The organism is Mycobacterium sp. DL (genome assembly GCF_039729195.1).
Taxonomy (GTDB): Bacteria; Actinomycetota; Actinomycetes; order Mycobacteriales; family Mycobacteriaceae; genus Mycobacterium; species Mycobacterium hippocampi_A.
In genome coordinates this window covers 5,058,215-5,072,786 of the sequence record NZ_CP155796.1, presented here as the reverse complement: position 1 = coordinate 5,072,786, position 14,572 = coordinate 5,058,215, and the positions used below count along the sequence as shown (strand labels likewise).

Here is a 14,572-nt window from a genome sequence, read left to right as displayed (position 1 = left end):
ATCGAGACTGAGCGCTCATTCATCGAGACTGCATTCCTGGCGGAAAAGTCCGAGTGCGAGCCGCCGCCAGTGCAGTCTCAACGGCTGTTCGATCCGGGATTGCCTACAGACCGAAGATCGGCGGCAGTGCGAGCACCAGGACGAGGCCCCAGAAGAAGTGGGTGAGCATCGGTGCGAGCACACCGCCGGTCGCCCGGCGTTCCAGCGCACACACCGTGCCCAGGATGATCGCGGCGAAGCCCAGCATCGGGTTGCCCGTGGTCGCCGCTGTCGCGATCACGTACAACACCGTCGACACGAGCACCGGTCGGTACTTGGCCAGCGTCGTGTACAGCGCACCGCGGAAGAACAGTTCCTCGGCCACCCCGTTGATCACGGTGATGAAGACGATCAGCCACAGCGGGCCGGCGTTGGAGAACTCGAGTACCACGGTGATGTACTCACGCACACCGGGGATCTGGCGGGCGACCAAACCGCCCACGACGAAGACGGCGCCCAGCGCCAACCCGACCGCGGTGCCGGTGATGACGGGGCGCTGGTTGCGTGCCCGGAAACGGACATGTCCGAGGTGCAGCGGGCCGGAGGCGAAGGCGCCGACAGCCCACACCGCGGCCAGTGCGAGCGTGAGCCAGATGAACGATTCGTCGCCCGGCGGCCGACTCAGCGAGTAGCCGAGCAGCACAGCGCCGATCAGGAGGAAGACCGAGACGACGATCTTGCGACGACGGATCACCGCGGGCCATTCGTTGTACGGCGCCGCCCGGGTGCGCGCAATGCCGTACAACTCGCCGGGCAAGCCGGGATCCTTCGGTGTGGTCACGCAGGACTCCCCTTCGGCACCAGACCGATCATCGTATCGAGGCCGGTCCGCACCGCACCCGCGACGGGACCGGGCACCATCCCGATCAAGCCCAGGATCGGGCGCACCGGCGGCGGTGTCACCGCACGGGCGAGCTGACGGATCCTCGACGTGTCGCCCCCCGCCCACAGCGGATCGGTGTCGGCGAGATGGTGGTCGTCGGCCAGGGCGTTCACCGGCCGCCGCGGCGGACTCGTCACCGCACGACGCATCGCGTCCTCCACCCCGAGCAGCCCGCCCGGCGGCTCGGCGACGTGGTCGGCGATGCCGCGCTTCGACGCCATCATCGGATAGTCAAGGGACTCAATGAGATCCCCGGCCAGCCCCCCGGGCACGGGGAGGATGACACCGCTCACCCGCGACACCAGACAGGGCTCGACTCCGTATACCGCCACCGGTGTGCGCCAGATACCGGCGACGCGGGCGTAGGTCCGAAGCAGGTCGCCGTAGGTGGTGGTCTCCGGACCACAGATGTCATAGGCGCCTGCGGGCACCTTCTCATCGGCCACTGCGACGAGGTAGTGCAGTACGTCGCGGATGGAGATCGGGTCGATCGGATTGGCCGACCAATCGGGCATCGGCAGCAGCAGGAACCGGTCTGCCACGTACCGCAGCATCTCGAACGACGTCGACCCGGCGCCGAAGATCATCGCGGCGCCCAGCCACACCACGTCGGGTCCGCCGTCGACGGTCAGCGCCTCGGCCACTTCGGCGCGACTGGTCAGATGCTCGGACAGCGAGTCGTCGTCGGGAACGAAGCCTCCGAGGTACACGATGCGGCGCACCCCGGCATCCTTGGCCGCGGCGGCGACGTTGGCCGCGGCGAGGTTGTCGGCCTCCCGGAATCCGGGCTCGCCGATGCCGTGAACAAGGTAGTAGACGACGTCGATCGGGCCGGCGTCGACGAAAGCCTGCCGCGCCGAGACCTCGTCGTGTGCGTCGAGTTCGACGGCCGCCACCTCGTCGTGCCAGCCGAAATCAGCGAGCCGTCGCGGGTTGCGGCTGACCGCGACCACGTCGTGGCCCTCCGCGAGCAGCGAGGTGACCAGACGCGAGCCGATGTAGCCGGTCGCGCCGGTGACCAGTGTCCGCATGGTTTTCACCGTACGGATGTACCCGAACCCACCGGTTCGGAACCCGTTCTAGACGTTGCCTGCATCACGATGCACCTTGACCAGTTCCTGGTACAGCACCGCATTCATCCGGATGTTGGCGATCTCGTCGTCGCTGAGCTCACGGCGCACCTTCCCCGGCACCCCGGCCACCATGGACCGCGGCGGGATCACCGCCCCCTGCGGCACCACCGCGCCTGCAGCGATCAGCGACCCGGTGCCGATGGTGGCGCCGTTGAGCACCACCGCACCCATGCCGATCAGCGACTCGTCCTCGACCGTGCAGCCGTGCAGCACCGCGTTGTGGCCGACGCTGACACCCGCGCCGACGCGGGCGGGGAAGCCGGGGTCGACGTGGATGGTGACGCCGTCCTGGATGTTGGTGCCCGCGCCGATCTCGATGGGCTCCACCTCCGCACGCAGAATCGCGCCATACCAGGCGCTGGCCCCGTCTCCGAGGATGACCTGACCGATCAGGGTGGCATTCGGCGCCACCCAGCTCTGCGGGTGCAGCTCAGGGGTGTGCCCGGCGATGGGCAGGATCAGTGGCTCGGGCATGGCCGCCATCGTAGGGACTGCAGACCGGGTGACCCGGCGCGGGACTGCGCGTGCGATCCTCACGTCGTGACCACAGCATCCGCACCCTCCGCGCTCGATCTTGTCGACGGTGTCGACCTGACCGGCAAGATCTGTGTCATCACCGGTGCGTCGTCGGGTCTGGGACGGGAGTCGGCCAGAGCGCTGGCTGCGACGGGAGCCCACGTGATCATGGCCGGCCGCAACGGTGACGACCTCGCCGCCACCGAGACGTGGGTGCGTGAACACGTTCCGGCCGCGACGCTGTCGAAAGTTCACCTCGACCTGGCCTCACTGGCCGGCATCGCCGCCGCCGCCGCACAGATCCAGGACCTCACCGGCGCCGTGCACGTTCTGATGAACAACGCGGGCGTGATGTTCACCCCGTTCGGCCGCACCGCTGACGGCTTCGAAATGCAGTTCGGCACAAACCATTTGGGGCATTTCGAACTGACCAGAGCGCTGCTGCCGGCACTGGTGGCCGCGGATGGGGCGCGCATCGTCAACCTGTCGTCCGCCGGTCACCGGATGGGCGACGTGGACTTCGACGACCCGAACTGGGAACGGCGTGACTACGACAAGTTCGTCGCCTACGGCGCGTCGAAGACCGCTAACGTGCTGCACGCCGTCGAGCTGGACCGCAGGTTGCGCGACAACGGGGTGCGCGCGTTGGCGGTACATCCGGGGATCGTGGCGACCTCGCTGGCACGGCACATGAGCAGTGACGACTTCGCCGCCCTGGGCACGGTGAGGACCGTCGAGCGCGACCCTGCTGCGCGTCGTGTTGATGTCAGCCGCGAGTTCGTACCGCCGGAGATGGGCGCCGCGACACAGGTGTGGGCAGCGGTCAGCGACGAGTTGGACGGACAGGGCGGGATCTATCTGTCCGACTGCCGGGTCGCGACCGCGGCGTCCTACGCCGTCGACGAAGCCCGTGCGCTGGCGCTGTGGGACCTGTCCGAACGACTCTGCGCGCCGGGAGCAGCGCGCTTAGGCTCGAGCGTGTGAACTGGACGGGCAGGTAGCCGGCATGGCTGAGCCGGCACGGAATTCGTCCGCGAAGATCATCTACCTGCGTTCGTACGGCGAACGGGACCGCGAGGACCACGATGTGGTGGACCGCGTGCTGGATGTGACGGTCGAGTTGCTGCGCGACGTGGCGTTCGCCGATCTGAGCACTCGGGGCATCGCCGATCGTGCCGGTGTGTCGCACGGTGAGGTGTGCGCGTACTTCAGGTCGAAAGACGCGATCGTCGCCGAGGTGTACCTCGGCATGCTGCGGGGCGCCCCGCTGAGCGTCGACGTCACCCAGTCGGCCCGCACTCGCGTCGTCGCCCTGTTCAACCAGTTGGTGATGCTGCTCGCCGATGAACCAGAACTGGCTGCGGCCTGCTCGAGCGCGTTGATCTCCAATGAACGATCGGTGCAGGCGATCCGACGGCGTATTCACGCAGAGTTGCATCGACGGGTGCGCACGGTGCTGCGCTCGGATGCCTGGCCCGAGGTGGCCGAGACGCTCGAGTTCGGACTGGTCGGAGCAATGGTGCAGGCGAGTTCGGGTTCGGCGACCTTCCAGGACACCGCCGACGACCTCGCCCGGGTGGTCGCTGCGCTGCTGCCGGAAGAGCCCTGAGACCTGTTCCTCACCGGGCACAGAACCCGCTGGTCACAAGCTTGATTGCCGTCGGTTTCGGGGTCCACGGCAATGGTGCCGACTTGGTCGTAGCCAATTCGTGCACATACCATGCCAGACGACCTGAGAGCATGAGGAGCAGAACGTGAAGACCAACACCAGCAAAGCCATCGGCGTCGCTGTGGGTGCCGCCGCGATCGCCCTGTCGGTTCCGCTGGCAGTCACCGCGTACGCCCAGCCGACGACTCCCACCCCCACGCCCGTCGCTGAGATTCCCGATCCGCAGGGACCCGAGTGCGGGCCCTTCAAGGAAGCAGTGCCCAACTGGAAGGGCCTGGCCAACCTGCCCGTCAGCACGGCGCTGGCCAGCATTCCGGAAGCCGCGACGTTCAGCCAGGCGATCTCCGGCCAGATCAACCCCGCCGTCAATGTGGCGTCGGTGTTCGACAACGGCCCCTACGTGATCTTCGCGCCGACCAATGAGGCCTTCGCTGCCCTGCCGCCCGAGCAGCTCGAGATGCTGCGCACCGATCCGGCCGCGCTGACACAGCTGGTCTACTACCACGGGTTCCTCGGCCTGCTCGGACCCGACACCGTGAAGGGCCAGCGTCCGACCCAGGAGGGCACCGAGATCGAGGTGACCGGCTCCGGCGGCGACATCCAGGTCAACGAGACCACCAAGGTCCTCTGTGGCGGCATCCCGGCGCAGAACGCGAAGATCTATCTGGTCGACAACGTCTTGAACCCGGCCGACGCGCCGGAACCGATCCTGGCGACGCCGACGAGCCCCACCACCACGACCACGACTCCGACGACGACGCCGACCGAGACGCTGCCCGCCGAGGCGCCTGCCGCCGAGGCACCGCTCTCGCCGGCCGCCGAAGCACCCGTCGGCTAGATGCGAATCGGGCGCGTTGTGCGACGCTGAGCGTCGCAAAACGCGCCGAATTCGCTGTCAGAGGCCGAGGTCGCGGCCGATGATCTCCTTCATGATCTCGGTGGTGCCACCGAAGATCGTCTGGATTCGGGAGTCCACGTAGTCGCGGGCCACCCGGTACTCCATCATGTAGCCGTAGCCGCCGTGCAGTTGCACACAACCGTCGATCACCTTCTTGGCGGTCTCGGTGGCCCACCACTTCGCCTTGGCCGCTTCGACAGCGGTCAGTTCACCGTCGACGACACCCTGCAGACACCGGTCGACGTACTGCTCGGTCACGTCGAGTTCGGTGTCCATCTCGGCGAGCAGGAACCGGTTGTGCTGGAAGCTGCCGATCGACTGTCCGAAGGCCTTGCGATCCTTGGCGTATTGCACTGTCTGCCGCCAGGTTTCGCGGGCACCGGCGATCGCCGAGATGGCGATCGACAGCCGCTCCGAGGGCAGGTTCGTCATCAGGTGGTAAAAGCCACGGCCCTCTTTGCCGAGCACGTTGGCCGACGGCACCCGGACGTTCTCGAAATGCAGTTCCGAGGTGTCCTGGGCGTGCAGGCCCATCTTGTCGAGCTTGCGGCCACGGGTGAAACCGTCCATGTCACGCTCGACCACCAGCAGCGAGAAGCCCTTGTGGCCGGCCTCGGGATCGGTGCGGGCGACGACGACGACGAGATCGGAGTTGATCCCCGACGAGATGAACGTCTTGGACCCGTTGAGGATCCAGTCGTCTCCGTCGCGCACCGCCGAGGTGCGGATGCCTGCCAGGTCACTGCCGGCGCCGGGTTCGGTCATCGCGATCGCGATGATCGTCTCGCCGCTGACGATGCCGGGCAACCAGCGTTTCTTCTGCTCGTCGTTGGACAGGTCCTTGAAATACGGTGCGACGACGTCGTTGTGCAGGCTCAGCGCGGGTCCGGCGACACCGGCCTTGGCGATCTCCTCGTCGATGACAGCGTTGAACCGGAAATCATCGGTGCCACCGCCCCCGTACTCCTCGGGCATGTTGAAGCCGATGAGCCCGTGCTTGCCGGCGGCCACGTAAGCGGACCGGTCGACCATGCGGTCGGCTTCCCACTTCTCGGCGTTCGGAACCAGCTCACTCTCGATGTATCCGCGAACGGTGTCGCGGAACGCCTCGTGTTCGGCGTCGTAGATCAATCGCTTCATCGTGTTCCTAACTCTGTTGGCTTACTTGGCTTACTTCGCCTTCCATACCGGCGGTCTCTTCTGCGCGAACGCCAGCGGCCCTTCCCTGGCATCTTCGGTGGTGAACACCGTCGCGACCTCGCGCATCGTCCGCGACCACCCCGGCTCGTCGGCGGCCACCACGCCGTCGTCGGCGCCGACGGCGACACGCTTGCTGGCCTGAACGGCCAAGGGCGCGTTGACCGTGATCCGCTCGGCCAATGCCAGCGCGGCGTCCAGTTCGGTCCCGTCGGGCACCACGTCGTTGATCAGGCCCCATCGCAGCGCCTCGGCCGAGGTGATCGGCTCGCCGGTGAACATCATCTCCAGTGCGACCTTGCGCGGGAGTTGGTCGACGATCCGGAAGACACCGCCGGCGGCGGCGATCAGCCCGCGCTTCACCTCGGGCAGGCCGAATTTCGCGCTCTCACCGGCGACGACGAGGTCGCTGGCCAGTGCAAGCTCGGTGCCGCCGCCCAGCGCGGTGCCGTTGACCGCCGCGATCGTCGGCTTGTCGATGAAGTGGCGGACGTAACCGGCGAATCCCCACTTCGGACGGTCGGGATGGCCGATGTTCTCACCCTTCGACAGTGCCTTGAGATCCGCACCGGCACAGAAGGATTTGTCGCCTGCACCGGTGATGACAACGGCCCAGACATCCGGGTCCTGCTGCGCCTGATCCATCGCGTCACCCACCGCGATGCTGACCGCGCTGTTGATGGCGTTACGCGCCTCGGGCCGGTTGATCGTGATGACCATGACGTTTCCCCGGCGCTCGACCAGAGCGCCGGGGGCGTCGACTCCATCGGTCACAGCAGTTCCAGGATGGTGGCGTTGGCCTGGCCGCCACCCTCACACATCGTCTGCAGGCCGTACTGAATTCCCTTGTCCCGCATGTGGTACAGCATCGTCGTCATGATCCGCGCGCCGGACCCACCCAGCGGGTGACCCAACGCGATGGCGCCGCCGTTGGGGTTGACCTTCTTCTCGTCGGCGCCGATGTCCTTCAGCCACGCCAACGGGACGGGCGCAAAGGCCTCGTTGACCTCGAACACGCCGATCTCGTCGAGCGAGAGGCCGGAGCGCTGGAGCGCCTTCTGGGTGGCCGGGATCGGCGCGGTCAGCATGATCACCGGGTCCGCACCCGCAAGCACCGCGGTGTGCACCTTGGCAAGCGGCTTGAGCCCCAACGACTTCGCTTTCTCGGCGGACATGAACAGCAGTGCCGCCGAACCGTCCGAGATCTGCGAGCTGTTGCCCGCGTGGATCACACCGTCTTCTTTGAATGCCGGCTTGATCTTGCCGATCGACTCGATGGTGCCGCCGCGACGGATGCCCTCGTCCTTGAGCACCGGATTTCCGTCCTGATCCTTGATCGCCACGATCTGGTCGTCAAAAGCTCCGGAATCCTGTGCTGCGGCGGCCTTTTCGTGTGATCCCAGCGAGAACTGGTCCAGGTCGGTGCGGCTGAGTCCCCACTGGTCGGCGATCATCTCGGCGCCGATGCCCTGGTTGGGCGTCTGGGTGTAGCGGCTACGGAACGCTTCCGGGTAGGGATGACCGCCGTTGGCCAGCGACGAACCCATGGGCACGCGCGACATGGATTCCACGCCGCCGGCGACCACCACGTCGTAATGACCCGCGACCACACCCGCGGCGGCAAAGTGCACCGACTGCTGACTGGACCCGCACTGGCGGTCGACGGTCACCCCGGGGACGGATTCGGGCCACCCCGCGGCGAGCACCGCGGTGCGTGCGATGTCGAGAGCCTGCTCCCCGGCCTGCATGACGCAACCCCAGATGACGTCGTCGACGAGGGCGGGATCGACACCCGCACGCTCGACCAGGCCGTTGAGCACCTGCGCGGAGAGTTCGCCCGGATGCACCCCCGACAGGCCGCCATTGCGCTTTCCGACCGGTGAACGGACAGCCTCGACGATCACGGCTTCAGCCATGGAGATACTCCTTCAGTCTCAGTGGTGTCCCTCGAACGTAAACGAACAAGGTTTACTAGGTCAACCTACTGGTTGGTAGGCGTATCGCCACCCCCGGCACTCGCCGACCCCTCTGCTCAGACGACCGGTGAGCGTCCCTTCGCCGCGCGCTCGGCGGCAGCCAGCAGATCGTCACGGAACAGCGGGTGGGCGATCGCCGCGAGGGCGTGCCCGCGCTCCTGCACCGTCCGGCCTTCCAGTTCCGCGGCGCCGTACTCGGTGACGACGACGTCGACGTGATGGCGCGGGGTGGTGATGACCGCCCCGGGGCCGAACCACGGCACGATCCGCGAATGCAGTTCGCCGTCCTTCTCGAACGTCGAGCGCAGGCAGATCAGCGAGCGGTCCGACAGATCGAGGCCCGCACCGGCCACGAAGTCCTCGGCTCCGCCGATCCCGCTGAACTGGTCGCCCGCGATCGTGTCGGCGACGACCTGGCCCTGGATGTCGACCGCAAGTGCGCCGTTGATCGAGACCATCTCGCGGTTGGCGGCGATCACGTCCGGGGAGTTGACGATCTCCACCGGCAGGAACGCGACGGACTCGTTGTTGTCCAGCCACGCGTACAGATCCGCCGAACCGAACGCGAATGTCGTCACACTCACGCCGTCGTACTGTCCTTTGGCGGCGTTGGTGATCTTGCCCGCCCGGTGCAGTTGCATGCAGCCGTCGGTGAACATCTCGCTGTGCAAGCCGTAGTCACCACCCGCACCTTCTGCCAACAGCGTGGCGATCTGGCTCGGAATCGAACCGATCCCGGTCTGCAGGGTCGCTCCGGAGCGGATGAACTCGACGGCGTGCCGGGCGATGGCCGCGTCGGCGTCGGTCGGCGGCGGCCCCGGGAGCGACACCGGGCTGTCGTTCGAGCGCACCAGGATGTCCATCTCGTCGACGTGCAGCGCGTGGCGGTGCTGCTCGCCGAACCCGAACGTGCGCGGGTAGGCATCGGAGACCTCGACGACGAGCACCCGATCGGGATCGGCGCCCGCGCGGTGCATCTCGTCGATGGTGCCGCCCGCGTGCAGTGACAGCGAGCACCAACCGTCGGCGTCGGGCGGCGTCGCGACCGTGGTCATCACCCGCGGCGCCTGTCGTTCGATGAGCGGCGCGAACCGCCGGAAGTCAGCGGGCATGAACTCGATGTCGGCGCCGGCATCACGCAGCGCCCGCTCCAACGGGCCGTAGAAGCCCGACAGGTAGTGCACGCCGGTTTTCGAGAACAGGTCGGTGCCCACCGCGAGCAGCGCACCGAACACCCGCAGCCCGGTCCAGTCGTCACGTTCGCCCAGGGCGCGCAGAAACGCCGGGGGCTGACCCGGCCCGAGCGGTATCCCCAGCGTGTCGGCGGTCCTGAGCCGCGCGGCGGCCTCCTCGGCGGTGAGCTCCTCAGCCATGGCCGCTACCCTGCCATGCGACCCGGGAGCACCGCCCGCACTTGCGCACAGACAGCGTCACGCGGCGTCAACGTCCTGCGGAAACCATCGGGCCGGGCATCGGTGCCACCACATGGTTTACTGAGTTGCATAGCTTGCCGGTCCGCCGGTGACCAGTTGTTGGGAGAGGTCGTGACGCGTAGCACCCGGTTGGCGCCGATGATCGGGCCGGACGCCGCCAGTGCCAGTTCGGCGGTCCGGTCCCCGAAGACCGCCGAACTCGTGGCCGGAACGCTGCGCCGCATGGTTGTCGACGGCACGCTCAAAGACGGCGACTTCCTGCCCAACGAGGCCGAGTTGATGGCCCATTTCAGCGTGAGCCGCCCGACGCTGCGCGAAGCCGTCCGGGTGCTGGAGTCCGAGCGCCTCGTCGAGGTGCGCCGCGGTTCCCGGACCGGCGCGCGGGTGCGGGTTCCCGGGCCGGAGATCGTCGCGCGACCCGCGGGGCTGTTGCTCGAGTTGTCCGGGACCACGATCGCCGACCTGCTGACCGCGAAGTCCGGCATCGAGCCGATGGCCGCGCGCCTGCTCGCCGAATCCGGGCCCGCCGAGGCATTCGACGAACTCGAGCAGATGCTCGAAGTGCTCATCTCCGACGGCTGGCAGTCGAGTCGTCTGGCCGAGACCACAGGGGCTTTCCATCTGCGGGTGGTGCAGCTTTCCGGCAACGCGACGCTGGGAATGGTCGCCGGCATGCTCCACGAGATCACCGTCCGGCACACGGCGTTCGTGTTCAAGGAACGCCGTCCGGTGTCCAAAGCCGACTACGACAAGCTCATGCGGTCCTACCGCAAACTCATGCAGTATCTCCGCGCAGGGGACGCCCCGGGCGCGGAGGCACACTGGCGCAAGCACCTCGACACGTCGCGCGAACTGCTGTTGACGGGCCTGGAGAGCGTTCCGATCCGCGACGTGATGGGCTAGGCGGAGCGATTCAGGGCGCGTCGGCGCTGTCCTTGCGCCACGTCACCGTGACCGGCACCGTGTCGTCCCAGGGTTGCCGCGTCACCATGTCGGCGACCTGCACGTAACCGCGTTCGAACTCACCGGTGGCGGCGTCGACCAGGCGGTACTGCTGACGCTGCTGGTGAATCGGCTGCGCGTCGAGCAACATCACCCGCACCTCGCCCGGCTCGAACCCGCACCGTTTCTGCAGCGCGGCGATCAACTGCTCGTTGTGCATGTGCCCGTCGCCGAAGTTCCATCCGATCGCGGTGCTGCAGATCCGCTCCCCGTCGGTCAGCACGAAGTCGGATTCGTCGTGCCCGGCCATCACGTGGTGCGCGAGGGTGAACATGGCGCGGCCGTGGGTGTTGAACGAGCGGAACGCGTACCCCATGTACTGGTACATCTCCGCGGTTTCCTTGCTGCCGTAGAACTTCTCCATCTGCGCGGCGGGCATGCTGGCGATCGCGACGATGCCGTTCTCGATCTTGGCCGCCGCCGACGGCTTGATGCACCACAGCGAGGTGTCCCAGTTGCCCGCGTAGTACCGCATGCCGGGCAGGAAGGAGACTTTGCGCGGGAACAGGTTTCCGACCACCACGGTGCCCGCCACGACGGCGAACAGCACGAGCGGCCACGGGCTCTGCAGGTCGCCGAGACCCACGCCGGCATTGCCGACGAACAGCGCCAGCACGCTGAACATCATGAACACGTTCCACTCCAGCGGCACCCCCATCGGGATCGCCGACAGGATGCCGAAGTGGAAGCAGATCATCACGAACGCGGCGATTGCAGTCACCCAGCCCCCGTGGCTGAAGAACAGCACCAGCGGGACCAACATCTCGATCGCGGTGCTGAAGTGCGCGAGCCACCGCGACGCCCGCCCCGGGCGAAGGTCATCGGGGAAGTGCTCGAAGAACTTGCGCTTGATCCAGCGCGGCCGGAACACCGGGTTGTTGCTCATCATCGTCGAGATGACAAAGGGGAAGTGCTTGTTCAGCTTCGACGTCGCCGCCCCCATCCAGATGACCAGACAGACCAGCTTGGCGGCGATGATGATGTCCGCACCGCTGAACAGGAAGCACACCGCCAACGCGCCGTACACCTCACCGCGTGCGGCCAGGAAGATCACCTTGTCGCGCAGTCCGGCCACGGCGAGCAGCCCGACGATCGTCGCCGTCTGCCAGACGGGCAACACACCGACCTCGGAGCCGAGCTCCGGTATCGGGCCGGTGCCATCAGAAAAGAGAGCGATCACCAGAGCGACAAGCAGGGCGGCGTAGACCAGCACGTCGAACGGTGTGCGCGAATCGCCCTTGGTCAGCGGGATGCGGTTCGGCCATGGGGGCAGCCGGATGGTCTTCGGCCGCAACCAGTAGAGGATCGAACCCAGTGGCGGGAAGAACCGGTTGTTCAGCGGCCCGAACCCGCAGCCCAGCCCGACGACCTCGAACAACATCGTGAAGAGGACGACCTTCTGGTACACGATCGGCTCGTGGTACCAGGCTCCGACGTTGGTGAAGCCGTCTATGCCGGCGGTACTGAGCACGATCAACCACGCCACCAGCACGTACAGCAGGATCTTCACCACGTAGAAGAGGTGCAGCACACCCGGCGTGCCGAATCCGACCTCGGCCCAGTGCCGCGCCATCGGGACGATCCGCTCGGCCCGAGTCCCCTTGCTCCACTCCGCGTAGTCGACGACGGGCGCTTCCTGCTTGAGAAAACCCATGCCGGTCAGACTAGAACGTGTTCCAGTTCGTCAGCACCGATTGTGCGGTTTCCGCCGTGTCTCGCGCTATGCGTCCTGCTTGGCCGGCGGCCGGTAGAAGATCACCAGTTGCCCGATGCCGCCGCCGAGTCCGAGCACCACCGCGATCAGCAGACCCCACCAGCCGTGCAGCAGGTCGTAGACGCCGGTGCCGGCGAAGAGCAGGTGATCCAGGCTGAGCTTGCCCGCCCCGATCGTCGCGACGGCGACCGCCGCAACCGCCAGCACCAGGTTGTACTCCCAGCCCTCCTTGACGATGAAGAATCCGTTGGGCTTGTGCACCGTCCAGGCCGCCACCAGCATCAGCGCGACGAAGCCCGCCGCCGGGATCGGGGTGAGCAGACCGAGCGCCAGGCCCAGACCGGCCGCCATCTCCGTGCTGGCAGCGACGCGGGCGTGGAACATGCCCGGCTTCATGCCCATGCTGTCGAACCAGCCGGCGGTGCCCTTGAGTCCACCCTTGCCGAAGAACTTGTTGTAGCCGTGTGCGGCCATGGTCAGACCAAGGACAACACGCAGGATCAGCACTCCGACGTCGTAGGCAGTCATGTAACAGAATCTAGGCCATCTGTTACGCCGCCGCCGCACTACCCCGAGCCGCGAGCGTGTGCATTCTGCACCCAGTTGCCGTGGAATCCGGCGGGCACGCGGTGCGGCAGCTTGATGGCGGCGATGTCCTCGAGAGTGCGCGCGTCGAGTATCGCCAGCTCGCTCCGATCCGCCGACCGGTCGTACACATAACCCATCAGCACCCCGTCATCTTCGGCGGAATCCGGTGAGGACGCCTGGAAAACGAACTCGCCCAGTGCTTTTCCATCGCCGAAGTGCCGAGTCACACTGTCGCCGCCGACCAGGTCGTGTTTGAGCAGCGTGTCACTGCCGTCGGTTCCCTCACCGACGGTCGGCGCGTAACCGTAGCGATGCTGCTTTCCGACAAGCCGCTCGTCGACCCGCGGAAACTCCTGGGCGCGATCATCGATCCGCGACTCCCGCACCTTGCCGGCAACCAGATCGACGGTCCATCGCTCGAGTGTCGGCGGCCCCTCGTTGGGGCCGAGGTGGTCGGTGTCGAACATCTTCGGGTGCCGCACGACGTCGAGCACGATCGTGTCGTCGATCGGTGAGTCGTAGGCGTTCATCGGGTGGAAGACGTAACACGGCTCGACGTCGAACCACCGCACGTCGGCATTGCCGCCGTCGCGCGGCATGACGCCGATCCTGGCGGGGTACTTCGGATTCCACGAGTACGGGAATCGGCGATCCGAGCCACCTCCGGCCGGGATGCGCGCGGCGACGGGGTCGGGGATGCGCACGCGACCGATCAACGCGGACAACAACAGTCGCGCCGGCAGACGGAGACCACGCGGAACCGACATGCTCGCCGCCTGCTCGGTGTCGAACGTGACGGGCAGGTCGTAGAAGACCACGAAACGTTCGGTCAACGAGAAGTCGTGCATCATCGGGCTGCCGGTCACCTCGATGTCGACAGCGCGCCGGGCGCGACCGTCGGCGCCGATCACCGAGTACTGCACCGTGTTTCCCCGCAGCATGCTGTAGGACACCGCGTGCAGCTCACCGCTGTCGGGGTCACGTTTGGGGTGGGCGGTGTATCCGCCGGTGACTGTGCCGTCGAAATCGCAGACACCCACGGTGTCCAGTTCGTCGGTCAGTTCGTAACTGGTGGCACCGCCCTCGATCAACGCGAGTGTCCTGCCGGCGTGCCCGATCACGTTGGTGTTGGCGCCCACCTGCGAGACCGGGGACCGTGCGGCGGGCACCTTTTCGCCGAGCGCCCTGGCCACGATCGGACTGCGGACCCAGCGGTTCCGGTACCACTCGGCCTTACCGTCACGGATGCGGACGCCGTGCACCATTCCGTCGCCGATGAACCAGTGGTAGAGCGCCGGGTCGATCTCGCCGACGGGGTTGGGGCCGTTACGCAGGTAGCGACCATCCAGGTGGTCGGGGATCCGGCCCGTCACCACCAGATCGGTGAGCGTGACCTCCTCCGACACCGGGGCGAACGCCCCCTCCAGGTAGCGGTTGCCCATAAGAACTCCTCATAACAGTGTTATCGCCGCAGGCTCTCTGTATAACACCGTTATTGTGGCCAGGCAACGGGTCGACCGGCAG

14 protein-coding genes are annotated in these 14,572 nt (G+C 66.9%); 4 read left to right on the top strand and 10 right to left on the bottom strand.

What is annotated here, in order from left to right:
* Positions 1-103: 103 nt before the first annotated feature.
* From ABDC78_RS24280 to ABDC78_RS24270, 3 genes are read right to left on the bottom strand one after another with little or no spacing between them, the layout of a single operon-like run.
* Complete coding sequence (locus ABDC78_RS24280; protein ID WP_178358030.1) at positions 104-820, bottom strand: type II CAAX endopeptidase family protein; 717 nt, start codon at positions 818-820, stop codon at positions 104-106.
* A complete protein-coding gene (locus ABDC78_RS24275) occupies positions 817-1,962 on the bottom strand; it encodes an NAD(P)H-binding protein (RefSeq protein ID WP_178358031.1) in 1,146 nt (381 codons plus the stop codon). The genes ABDC78_RS24280 and ABDC78_RS24275 overlap by 4 nt, the downstream gene beginning before the upstream one ends.
* Positions 1,963-2,001: 39 nt before the next feature.
* On the bottom strand, positions 2,002-2,529 hold the full coding sequence (locus tag ABDC78_RS24270) for a gamma carbonic anhydrase family protein (RefSeq protein ID WP_178358032.1): 528 nt from the start codon (positions 2,527-2,529) through the stop codon (positions 2,002-2,004).
* Positions 2,530-2,595: 66 nt separating this feature from the next.
* On the opposite strand from ABDC78_RS24270, the gene ABDC78_RS24265 reads away from it, so the two are divergent.
* From ABDC78_RS24265 to ABDC78_RS24255, 3 genes are all read left to right on the top strand, one after another.
* On the top strand, positions 2,596-3,555 hold the full coding sequence (locus ABDC78_RS24265) for an SDR family NAD(P)-dependent oxidoreductase (RefSeq protein WP_178358033.1): 960 nt from the start codon (positions 2,596-2,598) through the stop codon (positions 3,553-3,555).
* Positions 3,556-3,577: 22 nt separating this feature from the next.
* On the top strand, positions 3,578-4,180 hold the full coding sequence (locus ABDC78_RS24260; RefSeq protein WP_178358034.1) for a TetR/AcrR family transcriptional regulator: 603 nt from the start codon (positions 3,578-3,580) through the stop codon (positions 4,178-4,180).
* A 145-nt stretch (positions 4,181-4,325) separates the two neighbouring features.
* On the top strand, positions 4,326-5,078 hold the full coding sequence (locus ABDC78_RS24255; RefSeq protein WP_178358035.1) for a fasciclin domain-containing protein: 753 nt from the start codon (positions 4,326-4,328) through the stop codon (positions 5,076-5,078).
* Positions 5,079-5,135: 57 nt separating this feature from the next.
* Here ABDC78_RS24255 and ABDC78_RS24250 read toward each other — a convergent pair whose 3' ends face one another.
* The 4 genes from ABDC78_RS24250 to ABDC78_RS24235 form a co-directional block, all read right to left on the bottom strand.
* Positions 5,136-6,278, bottom strand: coding sequence for an acyl-CoA dehydrogenase family protein (locus tag ABDC78_RS24250; protein WP_178358036.1), 1,143 nt, complete (start codon positions 6,276-6,278; stop codon positions 5,136-5,138).
* Positions 6,279-6,308: 30 nt separating this feature from the next.
* Positions 6,309-7,055 carry a crotonase/enoyl-CoA hydratase family protein gene (locus ABDC78_RS24245; RefSeq protein ID WP_347133535.1) on the bottom strand — a complete coding sequence of 249 codons (747 nt, stop codon included), beginning with the start codon at positions 7,053-7,055 and terminating at the stop codon, positions 6,309-6,311.
* A gap of 50 nt (positions 7,056-7,105) precedes the next feature.
* Positions 7,106-8,251, bottom strand: a complete 1,146-nt coding sequence (locus ABDC78_RS24240; protein ID WP_178358038.1) for a thiolase family protein — start codon at positions 8,249-8,251, stop codon at positions 7,106-7,108.
* A 116-nt stretch (positions 8,252-8,367) separates the two neighbouring features.
* Complete coding sequence (locus tag ABDC78_RS24235; RefSeq protein ID WP_178358039.1) at positions 8,368-9,684, bottom strand: acetyl-CoA hydrolase/transferase C-terminal domain-containing protein; 1,317 nt, start codon at positions 9,682-9,684, stop codon at positions 8,368-8,370.
* A gap of 171 nt (positions 9,685-9,855) precedes the next feature.
* Between ABDC78_RS24235 and ABDC78_RS24230 the strand changes: the two genes are divergently transcribed.
* Entirely contained in the window at positions 9,856-10,647 is a 792-nt protein-coding gene (locus ABDC78_RS24230; protein WP_178358040.1) for a GntR family transcriptional regulator, read from the top strand.
* Positions 10,648-10,657: 10 nt separating this feature from the next.
* Here ABDC78_RS24230 and ABDC78_RS24225 read toward each other — a convergent pair whose 3' ends face one another.
* From ABDC78_RS24225 to ABDC78_RS24215, 3 genes are all read right to left on the bottom strand, one after another.
* On the bottom strand, positions 10,658-12,400 hold the full coding sequence (locus ABDC78_RS24225) for a DUF3556 domain-containing protein (RefSeq protein WP_178358041.1): 1,743 nt from the start codon (positions 12,398-12,400) through the stop codon (positions 10,658-10,660).
* A gap of 66 nt (positions 12,401-12,466) precedes the next feature.
* A complete protein-coding gene (locus ABDC78_RS24220; RefSeq protein ID WP_178358042.1) occupies positions 12,467-12,988 on the bottom strand; it encodes a DoxX family protein in 522 nt (173 codons plus the stop codon).
* 38 nt (positions 12,989-13,026) lie between these two features.
* A complete protein-coding gene (locus ABDC78_RS24215; protein WP_178358043.1) occupies positions 13,027-14,490 on the bottom strand; it encodes a carotenoid oxygenase family protein in 1,464 nt (487 codons plus the stop codon).
* Positions 14,491-14,572: the final 82 nt, after the last annotated feature.

What these genes read in the sequence shown, in the direction of transcription:
- ABDC78_RS24250 (WP_178358036.1), bottom strand. Translation starts at nt 6,278, where the DNA reads ATGAAGCGATTGATCTACGACGCCGAACACGAGGCGTTCCGCGACACC.
- ABDC78_RS24240 (WP_178358038.1), bottom strand. Translation starts at nt 8,251, where the DNA reads ATGGCTGAAGCCGTGATCGTCGAGGCTGTCCGTTCACCGGTCGGAAAG.
- ABDC78_RS24235 (WP_178358039.1), bottom strand. Translation starts at nt 9,684, where the DNA reads ATGGCTGAGGAGCTCACCGCCGAGGAGGCCGCCGCGCGGCTCAGGACC.
- ABDC78_RS24260 (WP_178358034.1), top strand. Translation starts at nt 3,578, where the DNA reads ATGGCTGAGCCGGCACGGAATTCGTCCGCGAAGATCATCTACCTGCGT.
- ABDC78_RS24245 (WP_347133535.1), bottom strand. Translation starts at nt 7,055, where the DNA reads ATGGTCATCACGATCAACCGGCCCGAGGCGCGTAACGCCATCAACAGC.
- ABDC78_RS24270 (WP_178358032.1), bottom strand. Translation starts at nt 2,529, where the DNA reads ATGCCCGAGCCACTGATCCTGCCCATCGCCGGGCACACCCCTGAGCTG.
- ABDC78_RS24220 (WP_178358042.1), bottom strand. Translation starts at nt 12,988, where the DNA reads ATGACTGCCTACGACGTCGGAGTGCTGATCCTGCGTGTTGTCCTTGGT.
- ABDC78_RS24215 (WP_178358043.1), bottom strand. Translation starts at nt 14,490, where the DNA reads ATGGGCAACCGCTACCTGGAGGGGGCGTTCGCCCCGGTGTCGGAGGAG.
- ABDC78_RS24225 (WP_178358041.1), bottom strand. Translation starts at nt 12,400, where the DNA reads ATGGGTTTTCTCAAGCAGGAAGCGCCCGTCGTCGACTACGCGGAGTGG.